The organism is Salinibacter sp. (genome assembly GCF_036626415.1).
Lineage (GTDB): Bacteria > Bacteroidota > Rhodothermia > Rhodothermales > Salinibacteraceae > Salinibacter.
In genome coordinates, this window is record NZ_JAZKRW010000044.1 from 1 (window position 1) to 21,122 (window position 21,122).

25 protein-coding genes, 1 tRNA gene and 1 pseudogene are annotated in these 21,122 nt (G+C 67.3%); 7 read left to right on the plus strand and 20 right to left on the minus strand.

Going from position 1 to position 21,122, the window contains the following annotated elements:
• The 15 genes from V5A20_RS06710 to V5A20_RS06780 form a co-directional block, all read right to left on the minus strand.
• The coding region (locus tag V5A20_RS06710; protein ID WP_332326959.1) for an FAD-dependent oxidoreductase at nucleotides 1-460 on the minus strand (460 nt) is incomplete at its 3' end.
• A 196-nt stretch (nucleotides 461-656) separates the two neighbouring features.
• On the minus strand, nucleotides 657-1,481 hold the full coding sequence (locus V5A20_RS06715; RefSeq protein WP_332315674.1) for a metallophosphoesterase: 825 nt from the start codon (nucleotides 1,479-1,481) through the stop codon (nucleotides 657-659).
• A 160-nt stretch (nucleotides 1,482-1,641) separates the two neighbouring features.
• Nucleotides 1,642-3,057 (minus strand): amidohydrolase family protein, encoded by a 1,416-nt coding sequence (locus V5A20_RS06720; RefSeq protein WP_332326960.1) that lies wholly within the window; start codon nucleotides 3,055-3,057, stop codon nucleotides 1,642-1,644.
• Nucleotides 3,058-3,246: 189 nt separating this feature from the next.
• Nucleotides 3,247-3,474: a cold-shock protein gene (locus V5A20_RS06725; RefSeq protein WP_332315672.1), complete on the minus strand. Its 228-nt coding sequence runs from the start codon at nucleotides 3,472-3,474 to the stop codon at nucleotides 3,247-3,249.
• Between the two features lie 210 nt (nucleotides 3,475-3,684).
• The gene (locus V5A20_RS06730) at nucleotides 3,685-5,166 is read right to left on the minus strand and encodes an alkaline phosphatase (RefSeq protein WP_332326961.1); all 1,482 of its coding nucleotides are present in this window, start codon (nucleotides 5,164-5,166) and stop codon (nucleotides 3,685-3,687) included.
• A gap of 114 nt (nucleotides 5,167-5,280) precedes the next feature.
• Nucleotides 5,281-6,081 carry an ABC transporter permease gene (locus V5A20_RS06735; protein ID WP_332315670.1) on the minus strand — a complete coding sequence of 267 codons (801 nt, stop codon included), beginning with the start codon at nucleotides 6,079-6,081 and terminating at the stop codon, nucleotides 5,281-5,283.
• A gap of 50 nt (nucleotides 6,082-6,131) precedes the next feature.
• The gene (locus V5A20_RS06740; protein WP_332326962.1) at nucleotides 6,132-6,824 is read right to left on the minus strand and encodes an ABC transporter ATP-binding protein; all 693 of its coding nucleotides are present in this window, start codon (nucleotides 6,822-6,824) and stop codon (nucleotides 6,132-6,134) included.
• Between the two features lie 40 nt (nucleotides 6,825-6,864).
• Nucleotides 6,865-7,326, minus strand: coding sequence for a DoxX family protein (locus V5A20_RS06745; RefSeq protein ID WP_332315668.1), 462 nt, complete (start codon nucleotides 7,324-7,326; stop codon nucleotides 6,865-6,867).
• 62 nt (nucleotides 7,327-7,388) lie between these two features.
• Nucleotides 7,389-7,790: a fluoride efflux transporter CrcB gene (crcB, locus tag V5A20_RS06750; RefSeq protein ID WP_332315667.1), complete on the minus strand. Its 402-nt coding sequence runs from the start codon at nucleotides 7,788-7,790 to the stop codon at nucleotides 7,389-7,391.
• Between the two features lie 204 nt (nucleotides 7,791-7,994).
• Complete coding sequence (gene arsN2 / locus V5A20_RS06755; RefSeq protein WP_332326963.1) at nucleotides 7,995-8,441, minus strand: arsenic resistance N-acetyltransferase ArsN2; 447 nt, start codon at nucleotides 8,439-8,441, stop codon at nucleotides 7,995-7,997.
• Between the two features lie 15 nt (nucleotides 8,442-8,456).
• On the minus strand, nucleotides 8,457-8,885 hold the full coding sequence (locus tag V5A20_RS06760; RefSeq protein WP_332326964.1) for an arsenate reductase ArsC: 429 nt from the start codon (nucleotides 8,883-8,885) through the stop codon (nucleotides 8,457-8,459).
• A gap of 24 nt (nucleotides 8,886-8,909) precedes the next feature.
• Complete coding sequence (locus V5A20_RS06765) at nucleotides 8,910-9,224, minus strand: CC/Se motif family (seleno)protein (protein WP_332315664.1); 315 nt, start codon at nucleotides 9,222-9,224, stop codon at nucleotides 8,910-8,912.
• 281 nt (nucleotides 9,225-9,505) lie between these two features.
• Entirely contained in the window at nucleotides 9,506-10,576 is a 1,071-nt protein-coding gene (arsB, locus tag V5A20_RS06770; RefSeq protein WP_442978387.1) for an ACR3 family arsenite efflux transporter, read from the minus strand.
• Nucleotides 10,577-10,724: 148 nt separating this feature from the next.
• Complete coding sequence (gene arsM, locus V5A20_RS06775) at nucleotides 10,725-11,540, minus strand: arsenite methyltransferase (protein ID WP_332315662.1); 816 nt, start codon at nucleotides 11,538-11,540, stop codon at nucleotides 10,725-10,727.
• A 5-nt stretch (nucleotides 11,541-11,545) separates the two neighbouring features.
• Nucleotides 11,546-11,884 (minus strand): ArsR/SmtB family transcription factor, encoded by a 339-nt coding sequence (locus V5A20_RS06780; RefSeq protein ID WP_332315661.1) that lies wholly within the window; start codon nucleotides 11,882-11,884, stop codon nucleotides 11,546-11,548.
• A 1,045-nt stretch (nucleotides 11,885-12,929) separates the two neighbouring features.
• On the opposite strand from V5A20_RS06780, the gene V5A20_RS06785 reads away from it, so the two are divergent.
• From V5A20_RS06785 to V5A20_RS06795, 3 genes are all read left to right on the plus strand, one after another.
• Entirely contained in the window at nucleotides 12,930-13,496 is a 567-nt protein-coding gene (locus V5A20_RS06785; protein ID WP_332315660.1) for a hypothetical protein, read from the plus strand.
• An 87-nt stretch (nucleotides 13,497-13,583) separates the two neighbouring features.
• On the plus strand, nucleotides 13,584-13,763 hold the full coding sequence (locus V5A20_RS06790) for a YqaE/Pmp3 family membrane protein (protein WP_332315659.1): 180 nt from the start codon (nucleotides 13,584-13,586) through the stop codon (nucleotides 13,761-13,763).
• Between the two features lie 107 nt (nucleotides 13,764-13,870).
• Nucleotides 13,871-14,860, plus strand: a complete 990-nt coding sequence (locus tag V5A20_RS06795; protein WP_332326965.1) for an endonuclease/exonuclease/phosphatase family protein — start codon at nucleotides 13,871-13,873, stop codon at nucleotides 14,858-14,860.
• A 196-nt stretch (nucleotides 14,861-15,056) separates the two neighbouring features.
• Here V5A20_RS06795 and V5A20_RS06800 read toward each other — a convergent pair whose 3' ends face one another.
• Nucleotides 15,057-16,313 (minus strand): hypothetical protein, encoded by a 1,257-nt coding sequence (locus V5A20_RS06800; RefSeq protein WP_332316817.1) that lies wholly within the window; start codon nucleotides 16,311-16,313, stop codon nucleotides 15,057-15,059.
• Between the two features lie 378 nt (nucleotides 16,314-16,691).
• Between V5A20_RS06800 and V5A20_RS06805 the strand changes: the two genes are divergently transcribed.
• Entirely contained in the window at nucleotides 16,692-17,120 is a 429-nt protein-coding gene (locus tag V5A20_RS06805; protein ID WP_332316816.1) for an STAS/SEC14 domain-containing protein, read from the plus strand.
• A 27-nt stretch (nucleotides 17,121-17,147) separates the two neighbouring features.
• Nucleotides 17,148-17,369, plus strand: a complete 222-nt coding sequence (locus V5A20_RS06810; protein ID WP_332316815.1) for an Lrp/AsnC family transcriptional regulator — start codon at nucleotides 17,148-17,150, stop codon at nucleotides 17,367-17,369.
• Nucleotides 17,370-17,453: 84 nt separating this feature from the next.
• Here V5A20_RS06810 and V5A20_RS06815 read toward each other — a convergent pair.
• Nucleotides 17,454-17,526 (minus strand) — tRNA-Thr (locus V5A20_RS06815).
• A gap of 125 nt (nucleotides 17,527-17,651) precedes the next feature.
• Here V5A20_RS06815 and V5A20_RS06820 point away from each other — a divergent pair.
• Nucleotides 17,652-18,407 carry an ATP-binding cassette domain-containing protein gene (locus tag V5A20_RS06820; RefSeq protein ID WP_332326966.1) on the plus strand — a complete coding sequence of 252 codons (756 nt, stop codon included), beginning with the start codon at nucleotides 17,652-17,654 and terminating at the stop codon, nucleotides 18,405-18,407.
• 3 nt (nucleotides 18,408-18,410) lie between these two features.
• Nucleotides 18,411-19,946: an ABC transporter permease/substrate-binding protein gene (locus tag V5A20_RS06825; protein ID WP_332326967.1), complete on the plus strand. Its 1,536-nt coding sequence runs from the start codon at nucleotides 18,411-18,413 to the stop codon at nucleotides 19,944-19,946.
• Between the two features lie 44 nt (nucleotides 19,947-19,990).
• On the opposite strand, the gene V5A20_RS06830 is transcribed toward V5A20_RS06825, so the two are convergent.
• The 3 genes and pseudogenes from V5A20_RS06830 to V5A20_RS06840 all read right to left on the minus strand — a co-directional run.
• Nucleotides 19,991-20,413 carry a PIN domain-containing protein gene (locus V5A20_RS06830; RefSeq protein WP_332316812.1) on the minus strand — a complete coding sequence of 141 codons (423 nt, stop codon included), beginning with the start codon at nucleotides 20,411-20,413 and terminating at the stop codon, nucleotides 19,991-19,993.
• Nucleotides 20,403-20,684: an AbrB/MazE/SpoVT family DNA-binding domain-containing protein gene (locus tag V5A20_RS06835; RefSeq protein ID WP_332316811.1), complete on the minus strand. Its 282-nt coding sequence runs from the start codon at nucleotides 20,682-20,684 to the stop codon at nucleotides 20,403-20,405. Before V5A20_RS06835 ends, V5A20_RS06830 begins: the two co-directional genes overlap by 11 nt.
• 204 nt (nucleotides 20,685-20,888) lie before the next feature.
• A pseudogene (locus V5A20_RS06840) lies at nucleotides 20,889-21,122 on the minus strand (CHY zinc finger protein); the annotation flags it as partial.

A 21,122-nucleotide genomic window follows, 5' to 3' on the forward strand; every position in this document is an offset into this window, starting at 1 on the left:
GGTCCATCGCCTTCTGGACGAGCGTGTCCATGAGGGCCTGCCCGGTGCGGTCGCCGACGAAGCAGGTGCGGCGGAACGACTGGGCGCCGAAGTAGCGCTGGTTGATTTTGCCCTCGTCCGTCCGGTCGAAGTCCATGCCCCACTCGGCGAGCTCCCGGATGCGGTCCGGCGCCCGGCGGCAGAGCATCTCGACGGCCGTGGGGTCGTTCACGAAGTGCCCCTCGTCGAGGGTGTCGGCGGCGTGAATCTCCCACCGGTCCTCGGGGTCGAGGCTGCCGAGGGAGGCGTTGATGCCGCCGGCCGCCCAGATGGTGTGGGCGTCCCCGTGGGCGCGCTTGCCCAGGACGAGGCAGTCGACGTCGTTTTGGGCCAGTTCGATGCTGGTGCGGAGCCCGGCCCCACCGGCCCCGATGACGAGAACGCTCGTGGATACGGTTTCAGGACTCGAAGGGGTACTCATGGGCGAAATACTGCTCAGGCAAACAAGAGGGTGGTGACAATGCTCTTACGGTGCGGGCCGGGCCAGTATTCTTTATTTTCTGCTACGAAAGAGGTATAGAGGGAACGTAACAACTGTCGCGATGCTGTTTCGCCCCACCGGTTCTTCACCGGTGCAGCACCGCCCCCTCCTGGGGCCTGCGCCCGAGTCACGCCCGCTACACCTCGACCACGAGGCCGGGCCGGAAGTCGGGATTCTCGTCGCCGTGCCCGTGCGGATTGGCCACCACGCGCGTGCCGCCGCACCGGTAGTCGAAGGAGGCGTGGACGTGCCCGTGTACCCAGAGGGAAGCGCCGGAGGTCTCTACGAGTCGATCCCGGCGGGCCACGAAGGCGGTGCTGGTGAGACTATCGGCGTACCGCGGGTCCACGGACCGGGGGGACGGGGGGTGGTGGGTCAGTACCATCGTCGCCCGTACGCCGGACGGCGATTCCCCAAGGCGGTCCCGCAGCCACCGGACCGACGCCTGGTGCATGCGCGCCGTGTCGCGGGGCCGGAGCGCACGGCGGGCGCGGAGCAGGTGGATGCGCCGGTAGTCGTCCACGTTGGCCCGGCAGGCCCGCATCGCACGGGCCCGCTTGCCCGCAAACAGGGTGAAATCCGTCCAGAAGGTGCAGCCTAGAATTCGGAGGTCGCCGACCACAAGTTCATTCCGCTCGAGGAAATAGACGCCGTTTGGAATCGCGTCGTCGGCGCCCGCCCCTGGAATCGGATCCGCGGCGTGGCGAAGCGAGTGGAGCGTCGAGTCGAGACAGCCGTCGTAAAACTCGTGGTTGCCCGCCACGCACACGACGGGACGGGCCGGAAACGCCGCCCGCATCCACCGGATGGATTGCGTCCCCCGGTGGGTATCGCCCGCGATCACGATCACGTCGGCCGGGGGATCGGCGGCCCGGCGGGGCAGCTCGGGCGGCCCGTGGTCCCGAATGTGAACGTCACTGAAGATGCGGAGGCGCACGGGTGGGGCAATTGGGGTTCGCACAGCATCGTCGTTGGGGCAGGCGCCCTTCCTCCCACGCAGACCTCCGACCGTCCGGGCGGCGAAAAGATTCGGCGGCGAGCCTCGGCGAGGGAAACGTTCGCTGTTCCTCCACGGCGGGCCGGGGGCCTGCCGCGTCCGCCCCCGCTCCAAAACGCGAGCGCTATCGCCCCCGGTCTGGCCGAAACGCCTCCGCCTCCTCTGCCCCCTCCGGCCCCACCACGCCACGGGCCGCCTCGCGGAGGGCCGCGGCCCGGTGTAGGTCGCCCCGCACCATCACCCACTCGACGGTGCGCGCATTTCGAATGTCGTCCAGTGGGTTGCCGCGCACGACGAACAGGTCGGCCCACTTGCCCACCTCCACGGTGCCGAGCCGGTCGCCCATGCCGACCGCCCGCGCCCCGTTGATCGTCGCCATGCGGAGCGCCGCGGCCTCCGGAATGCCCGCCCGGACGAAGGCCTGCAACTCCCGGTGCACCCCGAACGGCGCCAGGTACTCGCCCCAACTCGGGTGGTCGGTGCCGAGCGTGATGAGGGACCCTGCCCCCGCCTCATAAAAGGCCTGAATGCGGTCGAGCTTGAGCTCAAAGATGCGCTGGAAGCGCGAGATGGGATCCTGGTAGTCGTCTTCAGTGAGGACGGACCGCAGGTAGGGGGTGAAATACTGCTGGGCGTCCGGCCAGTCGGCGTAGAGCTCGGCGTCGCGTGTGCCATAGTAGCCGTAGGCGCTGATCGTGGCGTCGAAGTAGACGTTGTGCGCCTTGTAGTGCTGCGTGATCCGGTCGAAGGCCGGCTCGTCGGGCGTGGCTGTCGGGAGCGAGTCGTATGCCCCCGCAGTGTCGGGCAGCTGGGCGCCGCCCAGGAAGTGCTCGATGCGGTCGATGCCCATGTCGATGGCGGTGCGGGGATTCACGCTCTGGCCGGAGCCGGACCCGAGGTGGCCCGTCACGGTGGCGCCGTGTCGGTGCGCCTGGTCGATCAGGGCGCGGAGAAGCTCTGCCCGCATCCGCTTCGCCTTAAAGTGCTCTACCCCGCGGGCCGCCCACTGATCCACCTCCCGGCGGATGCTGGCGGGCGTGCGGGTCGGGTCCCACCCGGGCCGGGCCTTGCCGAAGTACGGGCCCGACGTGAGCATGCGCGGCCCGACCCGGTCCCCCCGTTCGATGGCCCGACGGACGCGGCGCATCTTTTCCGGCTGCATCTCCCCGGCGGTGAACGTGGTGGTGGCCCCGTTGGCAAGATAGAGCAGCGGATAGCCCTCCGTCTCCTCCACGCGCCCCGCGCCGAAGAAGTCGACCGCGTAGTGCGCGTGCAGGTCGATGAGGCCCGGCAGGACGACGTGGTCGGCGTCGAGCCGCACGATGCGCGCACCGGTTGTGTCGAGCTCGGTCGCGCCCCGGGCCACGATCTTGCCAGCCCGCACGACGAGCCCCGGATTCTCCGTGAGGGTCGTGTCGGCGGCGTCGAACAGCCGCCCCCCACGGAGGACCGTCATGGACTGGGCCTGCACCGCCCCCACGCCGGCGGCTAGGAGGATGCACAGGAGGGCGACGACGGGGCGGCAGCGGGCGGGGATCATGGGCGTGGGGAAACGACGGGCAGAACGGGGCTCGCAAGCTACGGACTGGGGGTTGTCGGCGTCAACGTCCCCCGCCCCCAAGCGCGACACACCCCAAACAGCAAAGGCCCGCTCCAGGTTGGAGCGAGCCTCTACTTCTACTACCAAATGGCAGTGCGCCTCAGGATCGTCGAGACGCCTCGGGTGCCCTTAAAGCGCACCGTTGGTCTCGTTGGCCGGGGCCGCATTCAGGGCGCTCAGGCCCTTTTCGGTCTGCTCGACCTCGTACTCAATGGTCTGCCCTTCCCGGAGATCTTCGCCGGAGGTCATGCCCGAGATGTTGTTTGCGTGGAGGAAAACGTCATCGCTCCCGTCGACGGGCTCAATGAAGCCGAATCCGCGGGAGGTATCGAAAAACTTAAGCTTGCCCTTTTCCATGTGTAGGTGTACCTGTCTGTATTTGGAATGCCTCACCTCTGGGTGACAACCCGACACCGAGGAAAGACGTCCCGCTCGGTAGAGTAGCACTACGTGATGACGCGTGTTGATGTAGGGGTTCCACCCGCAGACCCGGTCGCAGTTCCCCTGTCGCCTCTCTCTCCTCTCGTATTCACGGAGTCACCTTCTTTCTCTCCCGCCGGATCGCCCTCATCCGCTCGCGTACTCTCGCACACCGGCCGACTCCACCATCAGGTCAAACAGGTCGGTGTTGCGCGTAAAGTCACCGATCGCCTCGCTGCCGGGGCCCATCGCGGCCAGCTCCACGTAATCGGACGTGTGGTCGCCCCCGAGCCAGTTGACGGACGTGTAGTTGGCCTGGATGGCCCCGAGCAGCAGGTCGGGGTCACTCTTCTTGCGGTAGGCCGCCTGGTACTCGCCCCGCAGGGCGTCCTGGATCAGTCCGGCCTCGTCGCGCCGGATCGGGAACTGCCAGGCCTCCTCCACGCGGTCCTGGATCTGGCGGTACGTGCTGTTCTCGTCGAGCTCCGAGAGGATCCAGCTGTTGGTGTACTGGAAGTCGGCGATCCGGTCGAACATCTTGTTGGAGTCCGAATACCGGTCGCCGGCGGCGTTCACGCCCGGGTTGGCGTTGCCGTGGTCGGTGGTAATGATAACGAGCGTGTCGTCACGTCCCTCGGCGAAGTCGAGCGCCGTGCCAATCGCCTCGTCGAACTCAATCTGGTCGTAAATGAGGCCGCCGGTGTCGTCCTCGTGCGCCGCGTGGTCCACGCGCCCGCCCTCAATTTGCAGAAGGAAGCCGTCGTCGTTCTGCGAGAGCCGCTGGAGGGCCGCGTCCGTCATTTCGGGCAGGCGGGGCACCTGCTCCTGCTGGGCGGGGATGTTCTGGTGATCCAGGGCGTAGGGCAGGTGCGTGTCGTAGAAGGTCCCGAGAATGGAGCCCTCGTGCCCCCAGTAGCTCAGGTCCTGCTTCGACCGGGCCACCGTGTAGCCCTTGTCGTCGAAGGCCCCAAACAGATCGCGGCCGTCGCCGCGCCGGTCGGGGTCGAAGTGGCGAGCCCCGCCCCCCATCAGCACGTCGTACTCGCGCTCCAGATGCTGCGCGGCGATCTTGTCCTCGCTCCACCGCGCGGGCATGTTGATGCCGAAGCCCGAGGGGGTGGCGTGCGTAATGCGGGTGGTGGTGACGAGGCCGGTGCCCCGCCCGGCGTCGCGGAAGATTTCGAGGATGGTCCGGTACTTCTCCCCCTCTTGGCTCATGTTGAGCGTCTCGTTGAACACGCGGTGCCCGGAGCCCCAGGCGGAGGCGCCCGCCGCGGAGCCAGTCACCATTGAGTTCGCCGCAGCCATGTCCATGAGGCCGTGTCGCACGCGTCCCTCTTCGTAGAGGCGCAGCCAGTTTGAGCGCCGCCCGTGGTGCCGCCGAAGGTGCAGGTCCGCCATCGTGAGCGTGCCGGCGCTCATGCCGTCGCTCACCAGGAAGATGACGTTTTTGGCATCGCCCGGCGCGTCGATGCCCGACACGTCGGTGCGGGGCTGCCCGTTCGCCGTGCCCGCCACGCCGCCGGTGCCGAGGGCGAGGGCGCCGAGGGCGCCAGTTTTCAGAAAATCGCGGCGGGAGGGCGCGTCGTCGGGGTCAGATCGAAGCCGGTCGTGGTACGCGTCGCTCACAGATGAGGCGGATGTTGGTCGACAGAGTGCAGAGGCACAATACGAAAACCACAGCCGCCCGCAAAGATCCCTGTGCCGCTGACTGGGGCGCATTACCAAAGGATAATCTCTCAGCTACCCGTCGCCAATGCGGCGCAGCTGCTCGGCCTCCGTCATGACGCGGCGGCCCATCAACAGGCTGGTGAGCAGGCTCGTGAGGCCCCCGGCGGCGAAGATCATGGCCATGATGACGAACTGGTAGAGCGCGGCGTAGACGGGATTCTCGCCCCCCAGGATCATGCCCGCCATGACGCCCGGAATCCACACCCAGCCCAGGCTTTTCAGCGAGTCGACCACGGGAATGAGTGAGGCCCGGACGCTGGTCCGCAGGTGCCGCGCCAGCACAGCGGGGGGCGGGCCGCCGAGCGCGAGCCCCACCTCAATCTCGTGTCGCTTGTCGCGGAGCTCGTCCTTGAGGCGGTCCAGGGCCAGGCTGTTGATCTTCATCGCGTTGGCGATGACGAGGCTGCCCACCGGCACCAGGCTGCGGACGGTCGCCTCGATGGCCCCGGCCGCCGTCATCGTGACGATCACGAGCCCCGCCCCCACCGTGATCGCGAGAAACGACACCTGCGTCACGCCGGGCAGCCCCGCGCCCCGCTGCCCCGAGATCCAGGTGGCCCCGCCCACCATCCCCACCAGAATCACGGCGCTCCACGCCACGGGCACCGTCAGCAGCACCCCGATCACGAGCCCCACGGCCACGATCTGCACGAAGCCGCGCACAAAGGCGACGCTGAGCTCCGTTTCGAGCTCCAGCCCGCGCCGCCGCGACAGCAGCACGACGAGTGCGGCCAGTACGGTGGCGGCCCCGACCTGGGCGAGGCCCTCCCACACGATGGGGTCCTGAATGTGGTTGAGGGTATCCTGGAGCATCGTGCGTAATTCTGGATGGCTTCTCGTGGACGACCGCCGTTGAGCATATGTCAACGCGAGACCGGTGTCGAGAGCACGGTGTCGAGAGCCCCGGAGGCCTGAATCCGCCCCTCCTCCAGTCGGATCCCCCGGTGCCCCAACCGACGTGCTCGGTCGGCGTCGTGGGTGACGAGCACGGCGGTGAGCGCGTAGGCGTCCATCACGTCCGCCAGGAGCGACTCGACGCGATCCGCCGCCGCGGCGTCGAGGCTCGACGCGGGCTCGTCGAGCAGCACCACGTCGGGGTCGTTGAAGAGGGTGCGGGCGATGGCCACGCGCTGCGCCTCCCCGCCCGACAGCCGGTCGGCGTCCCGCTCCGCAAACCCCGACAGGCCCAGCCGGTCGAGCAGCTCGTGCAGGCGCCCCGTGTCGACCGGCTCGTCCCGCAGCGTGGGGCCCCACGCCACGTTCTCCGCCACCGTGCCGTCGATAAGCGTCGGCGCCTGCGGCACCCAGCCCACCCGTTGCCGCAGCGTGCGCGGGGCGATCGTGCGGTAGTCGGTGCCCTGCAGGTACACGGTCCCGGACGTGGGCTCGTCGAGGCGGTTCAGCAGCCGCAGGAGCGAGGTCTTGCCGGAGCCGGACGGGCCGAACACGACGAACACCTCCTCCGCCTCCACCTCGATTGACACGTCCGCCACCAGCGTCTCACCGTCGACGACGCGGGTCAGATTCTCGGTGGCGAGGGGCGGGGCGTCGGGCATGCGAAGGGAACGGGACAGGAGAGCGAGTCAGCGAGAGGCCCTACACCGAATCGGCGGACCACGGCCCGGCCCCGGCGATCACCAGCACGAGGGAGCCGAGCAGCATCGCCCAGTCGGTCCGCATCGCGTGGGCCATGCTCCAGAAGCCGTACTGGCTGAGCTCGCGCACCTCGAACGGCCCGAAGCCCGCCCCCATCCAGATCGGAATCTTCGTCGTGAGGATCGCCGTCGTCATGATCGCGGCCGTGCCCGCCGCGGCGAGCCGCGTGTAGAGGCCGACCAGAATGCAGACGCCACAGAGGACCTCCGTCCCGCCCACGAGATTCGCGAGGAGTTCCGGCATCGGCCACCCCATGTCCGCGAAGCGGCCCGGCCCCCGCACGGCCGGATACAGAAACTTCTGGAGCCCCTCGGACAGGAAGACGGCCCCGACCATGAGGCGGACGAGGGGCAGCGTCCACCACGCGGCCCTGGACGATGCACGGGACTGAGGGTCTGCCATGGTGTGGATCAGGGAGGGAACGCGGAAAACAGAAGCGGCGGCCGTCGGTCTCCCCCGGAGGATTATGCATCAAGGGCGGGAACGGGTTCGCCCAGCAGAAGGAGGGCACACCCGATGCCCAGCGCAACCAGGACGAGGCCGAGCACAGTGCTGAGCAACACATTGCCCAGCCCCACCACGATTCGTCCCTCCCGCAGCAGCATCAGACTCTCCAGGCCGTAGGTCGAAAACGTCGTCAACGACCCGATTCCCCCGGTAAAGACAAACAGCCGGGCCTCCTGCGAGAACGAATACTCGGCGGCGAGGACCCACAGCACCCCGATGAGGAAACAGCCCGAGAGGTTGGCCGCGAGCGTGCCCCACGGAAAATTCGACGGCAGAAGACGGTGCGCGAGGACGGAGAGGCCGTGCCGAGACAGGGCACCGAGGCTTCCGCCAAAGGCGATCCAGAGCAGCTTCATCATACGGTGTTCAGGGGGTCAAAAACGGAGCTCCTACGTGGAATGAGAGACGGTAGGAGTCACCAGCTTCGGACGTGCGGCGCTGCGCGGAAGCAGGTATCGGCAAATTCCATTGCCATCACCAGACACGCGGAGAAAGCGGCGTCCGCCCGGCAAGTTTCCCCGGTGGGCGTGCCAGCCTGCCGCATTGTTCTTGACAGTTTCTATTCAGGGGCCGGCCGCCGCGAGTCTCTTCTGCAGGCAGGTGGCGCTCGCCGGGCAGAGCCGAGCGGCCTCCTCGGTCTGCTGAATGGCCTCGGGGAGCCCATCTCGATCCATCGTCTCGTAGCCCCGACGGCGAAAGTAGTCTGCGGCCGTCGTCGTGAGCAGGTAGAGCGTATGGACACCCTCATTCTGAGCGTGTCGCTCGATTGCGTCTACGAGGCGCGCGCCGAGGCCCGCATTCCGGCATTCCGGCGCCACGGCCAGCGAGCGCAGCAGGGCCGCGGTGCCGCAGTGCTCCAATCCCACAGTGCCCACCATGTCCGCCTCGTCGCGGGCCGCGAGAAAGTGGGTCAGGTGGGCGGGCCTAAGGTCCTCGTGCGGCAGGTCGGCCCGCCGGAGCAGGTCCCGGATGGTATCGAGGTCGTCAGGCGCGGCCGGTTGAATCGTCATTGGTCTGTTGCAAGGCTATTCCGACGCCAGAGAGCCATTCGGCCCGAACGTCGCGTCGATCCAGCCCGCCAGTTCATCGCGGATGCGCCGGAAGGCCTCGCGCTTCTCGTTGTCCGTCCCCGTAACGGCGGAGGGGTCCTCGAAGCCGCGGTGCAGGTTCTGCTTTCGGGCCGGAATGTATGGACAGTTCTCCGCCGCGTCGTCGCAGACGGTCACAACAATGTCGTGCGTGGTGTCCGCGTAGGCGTCGACATGGTCGGAGGTGTGATTGGAGAGGTCGATCCCCACCTCCTCCATCACCGCGACGGCAAACGGATTCACGCCACCGGGCTCGGTGCCTGCGCTATGGACCTCGTACCGGTCGCCGTAGCGGTCCCGGAGCAGCCCCTCGGCCATCTGGGAACGAGAGGAGTTATGGGTACAGACAAAGAGAACGGTGTTCATGGAGGCATCCAGGTTGAGACCCAACTACATCTGCGACGCGGCACCCTCGACGTAGAGCGACGACCACAGCCAAAGCCGGTCGAGGCCCACGTGCAGCGGCGCATCGCTGAGCGGTACAAAGCCGCGGTGCACGTACACGGTGAGGCCCTGCTGCTCCATCTCCAGATAGGCCTCGGGGTCGGCCGGCGGCTCCGTACCGACAGTCGCCAGGTCGACGCGCCCCCCACAGCACCCGTGGCGCGGGCTCGGGCGGATCGTGAGCACCCCGCCCTGCTCGCGAGCGTAGGTCACCGCCTCCTCGTCAATCGATAGCTCTAACTGGGATTTGATTTCAGGCACCTCTTAATCTGAACTGTAGGCTGTGTGAGAGCCCGCCGGCCTTGAAGAAAATGCCGCTCGGAGATCTGCAGAGGCGAAGCGTCCGCAAATTCTTCAGTGTCCGAGCGAACGGCGTGAGCAAGTTTGAAGAATTTCAGCGAAGCCGGGGCAGATCTCAGGCATTTTCTTCATAGCCTTGATCTTTTCAGCCCCTTTTTCATCAAGACAAAAGGGGCATCCCAAAATGCTGGTGATGGTGAATACGTCGAATAAAGAAGGCCCTTTGATTGGACGAGACCGGACTATGCCGCAGCCGTCCGCCGCTCAAACTGCGACCGTGTCGCGTTGGCGATCCGGACGAGGGCCAGCATAACCGGCACCTCCACCAGCACGCCCACGACCGTGGCCAGGGCGGCCCCGGAAGTCACCCCAAACATGGCGATGGCCGTCGCCACGGCCAGTTCAAAGAAGTTGCTGGCCCCGATCATTGCGGCCGGGGCGGCCACGTCGTGCGGCACCCGCCAGGCGTAAGTCCACCCATAGGCGATGGCGAACACGAAGAACGTCTGCACGACGAGCGGCACCGCAATCAGGGCGATGTGAATTGGGTTCTGGAGGATCACCTCGCCCTGAAAGGAGAACAGGAGCACGAGCGTGAGCAGCAGGCCGACCATCGTCACCGGCCCGAGCCGCTCCAGGAAGACATCATCGAACCACTCTTCCCCTTTTGCCCGGATGATCCAAGTGCGCGAGAGGACCCCCGCCGCCAGAGGAATTACAATGTAGAGCCCTACCGACAGGAGCAGCGTGTCCCACGGCACGATCACGTCGGAGAGGCCGAGCAGAAACGCCACGATCGGCGCGAAGGCCACCAGCATGATGAGGTCGTTGATCGACACCTGCACGAGTGTGTACGCCGGGTCGCCGTCCGTCAGGTAGCTCCACACGAACACCATCGCCGTGCAGGGGGCGGCGCCCAGCAGGATGGCCCCGGCCACGTACTCGCTCGCGACGCCCGGCTCGATGAGCGGGCCGAAGATGCCCTTCAGGAAGAGCCACGCAAACCCGAACATGGTGAACGGCTTGATGAGCCAGTTCACCACGAGGGTGACGGTGATGCCCTTCGGGTGACGACGCACGCCGAGGATGCTTTTGAAGTCGACCTGCACCATCATCGGGTAGATCATGGCCCAGATGAGGACGGCAATCGGCAGGTTGACCTGCGCCACCTCCATCTCGCCCAGCACATTGGGGACGGCCGGAATCAGCTGGCCGACGGCCACACCGGCAGCGATGCAGAGGGCCACCCACAGGCTCAGATAGCGCTCGAAAACGCCGAGGTCCTCCTGCGCCTTCTCGGCGGTGGCCTCCAGGGCGTCCGCCCCGCCGGATTCCGGATGTCCGTTGGTGGGGGAAACGGACTCGTCGGCGCGGGACGTTTGCTCGTCTGTGGTCGTCGGGGAATCGGCCATGCTGCAATCGTCTTCGGGAATAACTGAAGATCAGGGCGGAACGGGCGTGCTACGCTTCGTCGACGCCGGGCCGGCGTCCTACCACGGTGACGCTTTGCAGCTCGGCGTCGCCCGCCCGGAAGCGCTCACCCTCGGCCGGGCCGAGGTGCTCGGCGAGCAGGTCGTCCGGAAGCGAAATGGGCTTGTCCGTGGCCACCTCCACATCCGTGAATCCCGCCTCTCGGAGCCGATCCAGGTAATCGGGCCGGGCCATCGCCCCGGCGATGCAGCCCGCGTAAAGCTCCGCAACGTCCCGCAATTCGTCGGGGAAGGCCCCCACGTGCACGATGTCGGACACGGAAAAGCGCCCCCCAGGCCGGAGCACGCGCGCCATTTCCGCGAACGCCCGCTCCTTGTTTGGCACCAAATTGAGCACGCAGTTGCTAAGGATGACGTCGAACGTGTCGTCCTCGACCGGAAGGGCCTCGATGTCGCCAATTTCGAAGGTGACGTTCTCGTAGCCCAACTCGTTGGCGTTGGCCCGGGCCTTTTCGACCATCTCTTCGGTGAAGTCCACGCCGTGGACGTGCCCGTCGGCCCCCACGTCGCGACGGGCCACGAAGGCATCCATGCCGGCCCCAGACCCAAGGTCGAGCACCTGCTCGCCCGGCTGGAGGGCCGCATGGTCGGTGGGACGGCCGCAGCCGAGGTCCAGGTCGGCGTCCGTGGCGATCGCGTCCGCGTAGTCCTCGCTCATGTCGACGTCTAGGCTCGTCACACTCCCCCCGGCCGGCCCGCAGCACGAGCCGGTGGCGGTTGCGAGGTCTGCGTACTTAGCCCGGACAGTCGACTTGAGGTCGTCGGGGGAAGGGTCGGAAGCGGCCATGGTCACTAGCAGCAGTTTTGGGGGGTCTGGGGAAGCGCAAGATCGTCGAAAAAGTCTCCCATGCGTTCGTCGAGGGCCCGCATCGCCTCCGGGTTGAGGCAGTAACAGGTCCGCCGGCCCTCGATGGTGCCCCGGATGAGGCCGACCTCCTTCAGCGCCTTCAGGTGCTGCGACACCGTCGACTGGGCAAGCGGTAGGTCGTCCACGATTTCTCCGCAGACGCACTCGTCGCGGTCGGCCAGGAGCCGGACGATGGCCACGCGGGCCGGATGCCCCAGGGCCTTGAAGACCTGAGCGAGACGACGGTCCGTATCGGGAAAGGACGGGTCGGCGGTCGGGGGCATGGGAGTGGACTGTTTTGATCGTTGATCGCCGATCTACGATAAGAACGAAGAGAGCAGGTGTTCCGCATCGCCTCCGGAGGCCGCAGTGCCGACGAGGAGCGACCCGGTACTGAACGATCCACGGTATTTTCCGTCCTGATTGAACGGCGTGTTGCTCACGCTCGGCTTCCACGAGTCTGCGCACTCCGTTTTGATGCCTCCCTCGGCCATGCCCCACGCCCCTTCCGCCTTCTGCTTCTCCTTGGATGCTTCGGCCTGGGGTTCTCCACGGCCCCTCCTCACGCACAGCAGGTGCTCGTCGACGACCCGACGAGCGTGCCGCGCGGGGCGGCCCAGTTGGAGACGTGGCACAGCGTAGAGGAGTCGTGGATGGCCTCGGCCCTGCGCGTACACCCGACCCTGGAGCTGGCCGCAGGCGCCGCGTTTCTCGCAACCGGGGTTGAAGACCAGCGGACCGTCGAGTACAGCGCCGAGGGCAAACTGCTGCTCCGCCCGGGGTTGACGCACCGGATCGGGGTCGCGGCCGTCGGCGGGGCGGGCATTCGCCAGCTCGGCGCGCCTCGGGATCGGCCGGCCAGTGTCTACGGATACGGCGTCGTCAGCCAGGACCTTGGGGCATCCCTCACCGCCCACCAGAACATCGGATGGGTGAACGAGGAGAACGGCCCCCACGAGCTCACGTGGGGCGCCCGGCTGGACTGGGCTCTGCTTGACCGAGCCACCCTTATCGGGGAGGTATACGGGGAAGGACGTGCGGCCCCTCGGTTCAGACCGTGCTGCGCGCCGTGCTCCTCTCGGACCGCATCGAGATGGATGTGTCGGTCACCCGTAGGGGGTCGGTCGATGGGCGGAGCACGTGGGCCACCTTCGGATTCACCTTCATGTCGGCACCGCTGTACCCGTAGACCTCTCTTCGTGTCCCGGTCCATTCCCGAAGCGCCCCGCCGAGTGCCGGGGCCGAATGAGGCTGAGTTCCGGGCAGGAAGTGACGTTGCCGGGACCGCGGTGCAGGTGCGCCCTCGTTCACGTCGTCAGAGATCCCCCCGTGCTCCCCTCCCCGTCCGAGCCCAGCGAAGAGGGACGGCTCATGCAGGCAGCCCGTGCGGCCGCGGCGCTGGCCGAACGACTGGCGACCGGCATCGCCGTCCTGGCAGGCCTCTCGGCCGGCGCCGGCCTGCTCCTCTGGGGCCTTCTCTGGTGGCCGCCCGGCGAGACCCTGTCGTCGCTCTTCGGAGCCGCGGTGACACTCATCTTCGTGTTGGGCCCCGCCACCGTTCTCACCCTCTTCTACCAGGGTCTCCGCGACCTTCTCACTCTCCCCGATCGGCTGTCGTCCCGGACGGCCCGCACCGTCGAGCAGTCCGCCGAGGCCGTTCGGGCGGCGACCCCGGAGGCCCCGACGAGCCTCCTCGGGCGCCTGTGGGGGATTGTGAAGCAGGTCTGGGCACTCCGGGGGATGATCCTCGAAAACCGGGCCCTGCTCGTCCGAACCGGCGCGCTGGTCCGGTTTGCCAATCCGGGCTTCCTGCTCCTCGTGGTGGCCGCAGTGATCGCAACCGGTCTGTTGATGGCGGGCGCCCTGCTGGCGCTTGTCGCCGTCTGGATCCTGTAGACGTGCCTCCAAGTCTAATCTCGTACCGATTCCCGAACGAAATGCACATCGGGGCCTCGACACCTGTCTCGTCATCCCCTCCTTCCCATGAGTTCTTCCACCAGTTCGGCCGACCTGCTTCGCGTCCTGGTGTCCGTGCTCCTGCCGCCGCTCGGCGTGTTTTTGCAGGAGGGCATCGGCACCCAATTCTGGATCAACATCCTCCTCACCCTGATGGGGTACCTCCCCGGACTCGTGCACGCCATCTGGATCATTGCCCGGCGGTAGTCCCACGTCCCGATTAGGCGCAGGGCGGCCCGACATTCCCTCGGCACTGAGGCGGCCCCGCCCTCTCGTTGGGCCGCCGTTGTCCGGCTCGTTTCCGTTCCCCCTTGATGAAACAACCGCTCCGCTGCCTCCTCGTCGCCGTCCTCCTCCTGGTCCTCCTCGTGGGGCTGGACTACGCGGAGGTTGTCGACGTGCCCGGGGTCGACCCGACGGAACTCGGCCTGGGGGACCGCACCTCGGTCGTCGAGTCTTTGGGCCCGAGGGCCCCCAGCGAGCCTTCCCCCGCCCCCGACGATTCGGAGGACCGCCCGGAGGCACCGCAGATCCGCCTCGTGACGTGGAACCTGTACAACTTTGGCCAGACGAAGGACGACCAGGAGATTTCGGTGGCCGCACAGACGCTCCGCGACGCCGATCTGGTGGCCGTGCAGGAGGTCGTGACGTCCCCGCCTGGCGCGCAGGCCATCGGGAAGCTCGACCGAGCGCTCGACCGGACGGGCGCCGCGTGGGACTACCGAATCAGCAAGCCCACCACCGGCCCCGGAACGGAGAAGTACGCATTCCTCTGGAAGCCGTCCCGCCTTCGTCTCCTGGGCCGCGCCTGGCTGGAGGCCTCCCTGGCCGACTCGCTTAACCGGGAGCCGTATCTCGCTCGCTTCGAGCACCGAACAAGCGGCCACACGCTCCTCGTCGCCAGCCTCCACGCGGTGCCCACCTCCAAAGACCCAGAACGGGAGGTCGCCCTGCTCGACCGCCTGCATTGGCAGTACGAGACCGACCACGTCGTGCTCGTCGGCGACTTCAACCTCGACGAGGACGACGCGGCCTTCAATGAACTGCGCGGTCTCGGCTACGCCTCGGTGCTTGAGGACCAGCCCACCAGCCTGCGGCGCAAGCGGCGCGATGGGCGCGACGGCCACCTTGCCAACGAGTACGACAACATCTTTTACGAGACCTGTCCCCTCCAGGCCTCTCAGGGCGGCGTACTCGACTTCACGCCCCGCTTCGCGTCGCTCTCGGAGGCCCGCAGCTTGTCCGACCACCTGGCGGTCTATGCGGACGTGCAGTGGGCGCTTTCCGCTCCGACCTGTCTCTGATTCACGGCCCTGGTCGGTCCGTTCCCGTCGGCGAGGCGCCGACGCGCAGTGCGAATCAGCCTACACGGTTATGCAAGATCTACGCCCCCCTCTTCGTCTTTTTCTTGCGAGTTTTCTGTTCTCGAACGCGGGCGCCCTCACGATCGGCGGGGGCGGCTTTTCGGAGAATGACTGATATCTGCAGTGAGGCGGTGCCCTACCGGAGGGATTCTGTGGAAAGTCGACCCGCCTGGACCCCATCCTCCGGGCTCGTCCAGGCCGCATAGAGCCGGGGCCCGCTCCGCACGAGACGCGGCATGCCCACTCCTCGCGAGGCCGACGGAAGCTTCGCCATCGAGACCGGCGCTCCGGTCGACCCGTCGGCCTCCACGGCCCGGACCCGAAGCGCCGCAGCCCCGTCGGCTTTTCCCAGCCACCCTACGGCGGCACGCCCGTCGTCCAGCAGCACGACGTCGACGCGGCCGGTCGGCGTGCCCTCCGTCACGACGACCGGGGCACCAAATTGCCGCCCGCCGTCCGTCGAGAACGCCACGTGGACGCGCGGCACGCCTTCCGGCGCCGTATACCACGCCGCGGCCACCCGATCGCCGCGGGCCGCCAGCGCCGGGCCGTTGACCGGACACCCTTCGATTTGCCACCCGTCGTCGTGGAGGACCGAAGGCTCGGACCACGACCGGCCGTCGAACCGCACGAGCTGGATATTGCGAACCTCGTCTTCAGACCGGTCCCGGTACGCCACGAGGGCCTCGTCGCCCGTCCGCACCGCCGTGGTGGGGCAGCATTCGCAGGTGCGGGCGTCGAGCACCGCCCGCTGCGCCACCGATCCGGTCGAGTCGACCACGCCGCCGCGCAGGGTCATCTCGCCCCCGTGTCCGTCGCGGCCCGCCATCGTGCGCCCGTCGAGCCAGACGGCCAGCAGGCGATCGTCCGACCAGGGCAGCAGCGACGCGAAGCCGTGCTCCGTCTCCGTTGCATCGTCGTGCGGCGTAACGGCCGGCTGCCATGCACCCGCCCCATCGGTCTGCACGATGCGCACCGCGTAGGCGAGCGGATCGGCCCCAGTGCTCTGCAGGTAGTGCGCAGCGAGGCGCCCGCTGGGCAAGGGGCGCAGGGACGGCACGTCGGCCCAGTTCACGAACCAGTCGCCCCCACGCGCCACGGTGCGCGGCTCCGTCCAGCTCGTGTCGTCGAGCGTGGCGTACCGGAGGGCGTGCCGATCCTCCCCGATGGACTCCACCCAGCTGAGCCACACGGTGCCGTCCGCCCCGGCGTGGAGGTGGGGCTGCCCGCTCTCGGCGGGGGCCGGCCCGGTCAGCCGCGTGCCGGCCTCGGGGGACGCCGATGCGGCGGATGGGTCGGACTCAGACTGGCAGCCCAGCACGAGCAGCATCCCGGCGAGCAGGAAGGCCCCACCCTCAACGATGCGAGTCTTCGACGGTATGCGTTGAATCACAAGACGGCAGAAAATCTTAGAGCGGGGCGGGCGCACATGCTAATCACACGTCGCGGACAGAGAAGATATAGTCCGTAGGGGGCGGAGCAATGTCGTCCCTCCGGGACAGAAGTCCAATCTGGGCACGAGGTGCGTGCCGTGGTTGACGACGTGGCGGCAGGAGAAACTGCTCATGAGCAAGACCATCGCTCCCAAAATGAACCGCCCGGCGGCGGTTTTCAACCCCGCGGCCCGCTCCGCTCCTCCGCCCCGACAGGCCCCGAGATTCTGCAAGTGTCCTCGAACAGTACACGCCCCGCGTCGTACGCCGATGTGCCACGCCGGGACATTGTACGCTCCGGCTTCTCGCTGCGCACTCATTACGGCCCATCCTTGCCCATGCACGAGATCATTGACCTTCCCGACGCCAACCTCGCCGGCATCACGCTGAGCGACACCCTGACGGAGGAGGACTACGAGGCGTTCACGTCGGTCCTGGAAGACCATTTTGAGTCTAACATCACGACGCGCGTGATGATCGTGATGGAAGACGTAGACGACTGGACCCCCGAAGAGCGCTGGGAAGACCTCGCGTTCGACATTCGCCACCTGAGCGACGTGGACAAGGTGGCCATCGTGGGCGACGACCTGTGGGAGCGCTGGTTGGACAAGGCCGAAGTTCTCTTTCCCATGTCGACGATTCAAACCTACGAGGCGGCCGATCAGGAGGAGGCGTTCGACTGGATCCGGGGCGACATGGACGTGCCCGGCGTGGGGCCCGGCAGCTCGTCCGATCCGGAGGCGTCCTTCGCAGACGAGGAAGAATAGCACCCGCTGATTTGCCCCCGCGTGCCGATGTCTTCCCCGGACCTCTCCGACGCAGACGCCGCCCTCCTCCGGACGATACAGACGGAGAGCACCGCCGATCTCTACGACCTCGCCCAGGCGGTGGGAACGGGCCCCCGGTCTGTGCAGGAGGCCCTACGACGCCTCGCCCAACACGACCTCGTACACGTGTCGGGGCGGCACGTCCGATGCACAAATGCCGGCGACCAGTGGGTTCGTGCCCACTCGTAGGGCACCGGCGCCCCGCCCATCCCCAACAGAAAAAGCCCCGTCGGGCAGCACGGGGCTTCAGAAGGGCAGAGGGAACCGGTCAGGAGCCAACGACCGGACTCGAACCGGTGACCTGTCCCTTACGAGGGGACTGCTCTACCAGCTGAGCTACGTTGGCTTTGCGCTGGCATTGTTTTCTCAACGGATAGTCACGAACGGCCCGCGACTGAAGATCCCGGCCGGCCTGCACTTTCACGGTCGATTAATGGGCCGGGACGGGCTCGCTCACGGCACCGCCACAGCATGATTCAACTCGACGCCGTCACCAAACGCTATGGCGACGCCTACGCGGTGCAGGACATCAGCCTGACCGTTGCCCCCGAGGCCACGACCCTCCTCATTGGCCCCTCCGGCAGCGGCAAGTCGACCCTACTCCGGCTGATGATCGGCCTGACTCGACCGGACGCAGGCGCGGTCACCGTGGCTGGCGACCGGCTCGTGTCCTCCAACGCCCAGGCCCTTCGCCGTCGCATGGGCTACGTCATCCAGGAGGGCGGCCTCTTTCCCCACCTTACGGGCCGGGCCAACGCGGCCCTGATGGCCCGCCACCTCGGCTGGTCGCGCGACCGCATCAACGCCCGGATCGAGGAGCTGACCCGCCTCGTGCAACTCGATCCGGACCGCCTTTCGCAGTACCCCACGGAGCTCTCGGGCGGCCAGCGCCAGCGCGTAAGCCTGATGCGCGCCCTCATGCTTGACCCCGACGTGCTTCTGCTCGACGAGCCGCTCGGCGCCCTCGACCCCATGATCCGGGCCGACCTGCAGGACGACCTGCGCGGCATCTTCCGGCGGCTCGGCAAGACCGTCGTCTTCGTCACCCACGACATCGGCGAGGCCGCGTTCTTCGGCGACCAGGTCGTGCTCCTTCGTCAGGGCCAGATCGAGCAGCGCGGCGCCATGGCCACCCTCCTCGACGACCCGGCCTCCCCCTTCGTCACGGACTTCATCCAGGCCCAGCGCGCCCCGCTGGAGCACTTGCGGACCGAGGGTCGCGAATAAGCCATGCACGCCCCCATGCCCCGAAGCGCGAGTCCCATTGCCCGATCCTCGATTCTCAGCGCCGTTCTCTCTGCTTTTGTCGTTCTGGCCCTCGCCGCGGCCCCGGCCCAGGGACAGGCGACCGACTCCACCCTCGCCCTCGGCTCCAAGAAGTTCACCGAGAACGTCATCCTGGGGTGGATGGGGACGCACCTGATTCGGGCCGAGGGGCTGGCCGCCACGCACCGCGAGGAGCTGGGCGGCTCGCGCTTTCTGTGGGAGGCCCTCCGGCGGGGCGACATCGACGCGTACCCCGAGTACACCGGGACGCTCCGCCAGGAGCTGCTCGCCGACGTAGACATTGCCCCCGGCGCCCTGGCCGACACGCTGGCCCGCTACGGCATCGCCATGACCGCCCCGCTCGGCTTCAACAACACCTACGCCCTCGGCATGCGGGCCGACCGGGCCGCGGCGCTCGGCATCGAGACGATCGCCGACCTGCAGGACCACCCCGACCTCCGGCTCGGGTTCACGAACGAGTTCATGGACCGGGGCGACGGCTGGCCGTCCCTGCGGCGGGCCTACAACCTGCCGCAGTCGGCGCGGGGGCTGGACCATGACATCGCCTACCGCGGCCTCGCCAACGGGGAGATCGACGTGATCGACCTCTACTCGACCGACGCGAAGATTGAGCAGTACGATCTCCGCGTTCTGGAGGACAACAGGGACCACTTCCCCGCCTACGAGGCCCTCTTCCTCTACCGGCGCGACCTGGCGACGCGGGCGCCCGCCGCCGTCACGGCCCTCAAGCGCCTCGCCGGCCGGATTCCGGCCGACACGATGCAGCGGCTCAACGCCCGGTCCAACATCGACCAGACGGACGAGGCCACCGTGGCGGCCGACTTCCTGAATCAGTCGCTCGGCCTCAACGCCACGGCCGACACCGATACGCGGGCGGAGCGCCTGCGCCGGTACACGGCCGACCACCTCGTGCTCGTCGGCCTCTCGCTCGGCCTCGCGATCTTGTTCGGCGTCCCGTTGGGCATCGTGGCCGCGAAGCGGCGGATTCTGGGCCCGGGCGTCCTGATCGTCGTGGGCGTCATCTACACGATCCCGGCGCTCGCGCTGCTGGCGATGATGGTGCCGCCGCTCGGCCTGGGCCGCGTGCCCGCCGTGACGGCCCTCACCCTCTACAGCCTCCTCCCGATCGTGTGGACCACGTACACGGGCCTAAAGGGCATTGCGGGGCCGCTGCGGGAGTCGGCCGACGCGCTGGGGCTGTCGGCCCCGGCAAAACTGTGGCGGGTGGAGCTGCCGCTGGCGGGCCGGTCCATCCTGGCCGGCATCAAGATCGCCGTCATCATCAACATCGGCGCGGCCACGCTCGGGGCCCTCATCGGGGCGGGCGGCTACGGCCAGCCCATCCTCACCGGCATCCGGCGGGCCAACCTGGGGCTCATCCTGGAGGGCACGGTGCCGGCCGCCGTGCTCACGATCCTCGCCCTGGCGCTGCTGGAGGGGCTGGAGCGCGGCCTGCTGCCGCGGTCGATGCAGTCGTAGCGAACGCCGGTGTCCAACCTGGCCCCGATGGATGCCGGACTCGACTATCCAGGTTCCAGAGGGGTAAGCCCCTCAAATCGATTGAAGTCCGTGTCGTACGTGTACACCTCCTCAAGCCCGTGGTGCTCCATCCAGGCCGCGATGTAGCAATCAGCGAAATCGACGTTCTTCTCTTCGTACCATACGATGGCCTGTAGCAGCACATTCTGATCCTCGACGGTCAACCCCGGAAGCCCAAGAATGGCCACCACTTTCGCTCGGATGGACGGCCGATCAAGTTCGTAAACCGATTCGAGGACCCAGACAATCTCCGCAATGGTGAGGGCAGTCGTCACGAGGGCCTCTTCCCCGCGCTCCGCCCGCTCCAGAAGCGTCCGCACTTTTCTGGCCTGCTCGGGAATGTCTCCTGTCAGATACCGGAGGAAGATGTTTGCGTCGACCAGTGCGGAATCGGCGTTATTGGGCATCGGACTGGGCCGTCTCGGATGAAACGTCCGCTTGAACGCGCTCTTGCGCCTTCCGGCGACGGGCCTCCGCGCGGAGGGCGTCGAAATCCTGCGGGCCCTCCACGTCAATTGACCCGTAGTGGTTGGAAAGGGACTCGTTGAGCGGAAGCAATGAGATAGATCCGCCACGCCTCACGAAGGCAACCCGTTGTCCTTCGTCGATGTCCAGCTCTTCCCGAATGTCTTTCGGCAACGTCAGTTGTCCCCGTCGCCCAACCTTCGCAGTGTTCATGGCAAAATATTTTTTGACAGCCAGAAGTGAATTTGACAGTCTTTTCCACGAGTTTAGGATCGGATCGGTTCCTTCCCGACACGCCGCCAATGACCGGCAACGGAGACAGAAGAAGGCCTGCGTTCAATCCCCGCGGCCCAGTCCGACATCCTTGGAGATGGGTGGGCCTGCTGTCCGAATCAACGCAGTTGCCGCAGGGGATCCTCAGCGGACCTCGAAGTAGCGGTCGTGGTGCCGGGCACAGCCGGGGTTGAACGCCGCCCCGCAGGACGGGCAGGTGTGCTCGGCGTCCAGGTACTGCTGAATGGTGAGGACTGCCTGACACATCCCGCACACGACCGCTGGTGTATGAAACCGATCTGCGGGCCATCGCTGCGCCTCGTGGTCCGTCGTTTCTTCGTGGCACGCGAAGCAGGGGTAGAACGCGTCGCAGCACGG

What these genes read in the sequence shown, in the direction of transcription:
- V5A20_RS06720 (WP_332326960.1), bottom strand. Translation starts at nt 3,057, where the DNA reads ATGATCCCCGCCCGCTGCCGCCCCGTCGTCGCCCTCCTGTGCATCCTC.
- V5A20_RS06820 (WP_332326966.1), top strand. Translation starts at nt 17,652, where the DNA reads ATGATTCAACTCGACGCCGTCACCAAACGCTATGGCGACGCCTACGCG.
- V5A20_RS06805 (WP_332316816.1), top strand. Translation starts at nt 16,692, where the DNA reads ATGCACGAGATCATTGACCTTCCCGACGCCAACCTCGCCGGCATCACG.
- V5A20_RS06760 (WP_332326964.1), bottom strand. Translation starts at nt 8,885, where the DNA reads ATGAACACCGTTCTCTTTGTCTGTACCCATAACTCCTCTCGTTCCCAG.
- V5A20_RS06830 (WP_332316812.1), bottom strand. Translation starts at nt 20,413, where the DNA reads ATGCCCAATAACGCCGATTCCGCACTGGTCGACGCAAACATCTTCCTC.
- arsN2 (WP_332326963.1), bottom strand. Translation starts at nt 8,441, where the DNA reads ATGACGATTCAACCGGCCGCGCCTGACGACCTCGATACCATCCGGGAC.
- V5A20_RS06825 (WP_332326967.1), top strand. Translation starts at nt 18,411, where the DNA reads ATGCACGCCCCCATGCCCCGAAGCGCGAGTCCCATTGCCCGATCCTCG.
- V5A20_RS06740 (WP_332326962.1), bottom strand. Translation starts at nt 6,824, where the DNA reads ATGCCCGACGCCCCGCCCCTCGCCACCGAGAATCTGACCCGCGTCGTC.
- V5A20_RS06790 (WP_332315659.1), top strand. Translation starts at nt 13,584, where the DNA reads ATGAGTTCTTCCACCAGTTCGGCCGACCTGCTTCGCGTCCTGGTGTCC.
- V5A20_RS06735 (WP_332315670.1), bottom strand. Translation starts at nt 6,081, where the DNA reads ATGCTCCAGGATACCCTCAACCACATTCAGGACCCCATCGTGTGGGAG.
- arsM (WP_332315662.1), bottom strand. Translation starts at nt 11,540, where the DNA reads ATGGCCGCTTCCGACCCTTCCCCCGACGACCTCAAGTCGACTGTCCGG.
- V5A20_RS06725 (WP_332315672.1), bottom strand. Translation starts at nt 3,474, where the DNA reads ATGGAAAAGGGCAAGCTTAAGTTTTTCGATACCTCCCGCGGATTCGGC.
- V5A20_RS06810 (WP_332316815.1), top strand. Translation starts at nt 17,148, where the DNA reads ATGTCTTCCCCGGACCTCTCCGACGCAGACGCCGCCCTCCTCCGGACG.
- V5A20_RS06795 (WP_332326965.1), top strand. Translation starts at nt 13,871, where the DNA reads ATGAAACAACCGCTCCGCTGCCTCCTCGTCGCCGTCCTCCTCCTGGTC.
- V5A20_RS06780 (WP_332315661.1), bottom strand. Translation starts at nt 11,884, where the DNA reads ATGCCCCCGACCGCCGACCCGTCCTTTCCCGATACGGACCGTCGTCTC.
- V5A20_RS06745 (WP_332315668.1), bottom strand. Translation starts at nt 7,326, where the DNA reads ATGGCAGACCCTCAGTCCCGTGCATCGTCCAGGGCCGCGTGGTGGACG.
- crcB (WP_332315667.1), bottom strand. Translation starts at nt 7,790, where the DNA reads ATGATGAAGCTGCTCTGGATCGCCTTTGGCGGAAGCCTCGGTGCCCTG.
- V5A20_RS06835 (WP_332316811.1), bottom strand. Translation starts at nt 20,684, where the DNA reads ATGAACACTGCGAAGGTTGGGCGACGGGGACAACTGACGTTGCCGAAA.